Origin of the sequence: Bacillus sp. JJ783 (assembly GCF_036963225.1) — a bacterium.
GTDB lineage: Bacteria > Bacillota > Bacilli > Bacillales > Bacillaceae_G > Bacillus_A > Bacillus_A cereus_U.
Genome location: NZ_JBALMG010000243.1, coordinates 1 through 1,608, shown reverse-complemented (window position 1 = coordinate 1,608; position 1,608 = coordinate 1). Strand labels below are relative to the sequence as shown.

Genomic DNA, 1,608 nt, shown 5'->3' with positions numbered 1-1,608 from the left:
CTAATATAGAGAACCTAAAAAACAATTCAAATATTCCTGTAATAGTAATAGCTTTTAATAATATTACCTATTTAAAAAAAATGTTAAATCAGTTACAAGAAAAAAAGGTGGAAGATGAAAATATATGGATTTGGGATAATAATTCAACTTTTCCCCCTCTACTTAAATTTTACGAACAAATATCAACCAAATATAATTTGATGAAAAATAATGAGAACTACGGACCACAATTTTTTACAAATCCTCAAGTTTTGAATTTACTTCCAGATTTCTTTGCTGTAAGTGATCCAGATTTATATTTTAATGAACAAATGCCGGATGATTTTCTTGGATATTTGAAAAAATTAACAATCGACCTTTCAGTCTTTAAAGCAGGCCTTGCCTTAGATATTTCGCCTGATCCTAATTTTAACGAAGAGTTAAGAGCCGGTTTTCAATGTACAGTTAGACAATGGGAACAACAATTTTGGCTTTTTCCTCTCAGGCAATATAATAATCCAAAAGTTTATAAAGCTCACATTGATACAACTTTTGCTGTGTACAATAAAAAATTTATCAATAACGGTTTTTATGATGCGGTAAGAGTAGCTGATGATTTTACATGTAAACATTTACCTTGGTACAAAAACAATATTATTTCAGATGAAGAAAAGAAACTGTTTAATACTGAATGGAGTAATTGGAATTAATAAATAAAATTACACTTAACAATCTGATTTCGACACTGACTAATTAAGGAGATGTGATCGATGACTAATGATGTAATATCTATTTCTAAAAGAGAAGCTATGTTTGACGTAGTAGCAAGTCCACAAAGTGCTATGGTATGGGATTTAATAAAAAATAATAGTTGGGAAGAGTCTACATTCAATATTCTGGACAGATTTCTAAATGAACATAATAGCTATCTTGATATCGGAGCTTGGGTTGGACCTACAGTCTTATATGGGGCAAACCTAGCCAAACATGTCTACGCTGTGGAGCCTGATCCAGTTGCTTTTGAAGAATTGAATGAAAACCTTACTTTAAATACCCAAATCTCTTCAAAGGTAACTCCTATAAATGCTGCATTATCTGAAAAAACAGGAACTGCTAATTTATATATAAGAAGTGCATATGGTGACTCCACTCCTAGTCTTATTCCAACTATTTCAGATAATTCATGTACCGTAGATTGCACCACTGTACATGAATTAATTCATAAACATAATATCAAGGATTTGAATTTTATAAAAATAGATGTTGAAGGAAGTGAATACTCTTTAATCCCATCCATGAAGGAATTTTTAGAACTAGAGAAAACAACTTTATACCTATCCCTACATCCTCCATTCCTCAGAGAAAACCTTAATCGGCAGTACACTTGTGAAAATGAATTTAAGTACAATTATGATAAAATAAACAAAAATTTAATAGAAAGTTTACGAATGTATAGATATATTTATGATGCTCACGGAAAACTTGTAAATGAAGAAGTCCTACTAAATGAGGTTCACTTTAGGGAGTTTTTATTTACTAATGAATGCTTATAAATAAAAAGGTTTTTAATAACCTTTTTATTTCTCCTCATAGATAATGTGAACTTTAAAATCAATTCCTTCTTCATGT

The 1,608-nt window shown here is 30.1% G+C and carries 2 protein-coding genes; both read left to right on the top strand.

Translation table 11 applies throughout. The features are described from left to right. A partial coding sequence (locus tag V7038_RS29050) for a glycosyltransferase (RefSeq protein WP_335696054.1) occupies positions 1-689 on the top strand: 689 nt, incomplete at its 5' end. Positions 690-749: 60 nt separating this feature from the next. Continuing rightward, on the top strand, positions 750-1,532 hold the full coding sequence (locus V7038_RS29045; RefSeq protein ID WP_070139243.1) for an FkbM family methyltransferase: 783 nt from the start codon (positions 750-752) through the stop codon (positions 1,530-1,532). The last annotated feature ends 76 nt before the right edge of the window (positions 1,533-1,608 follow it).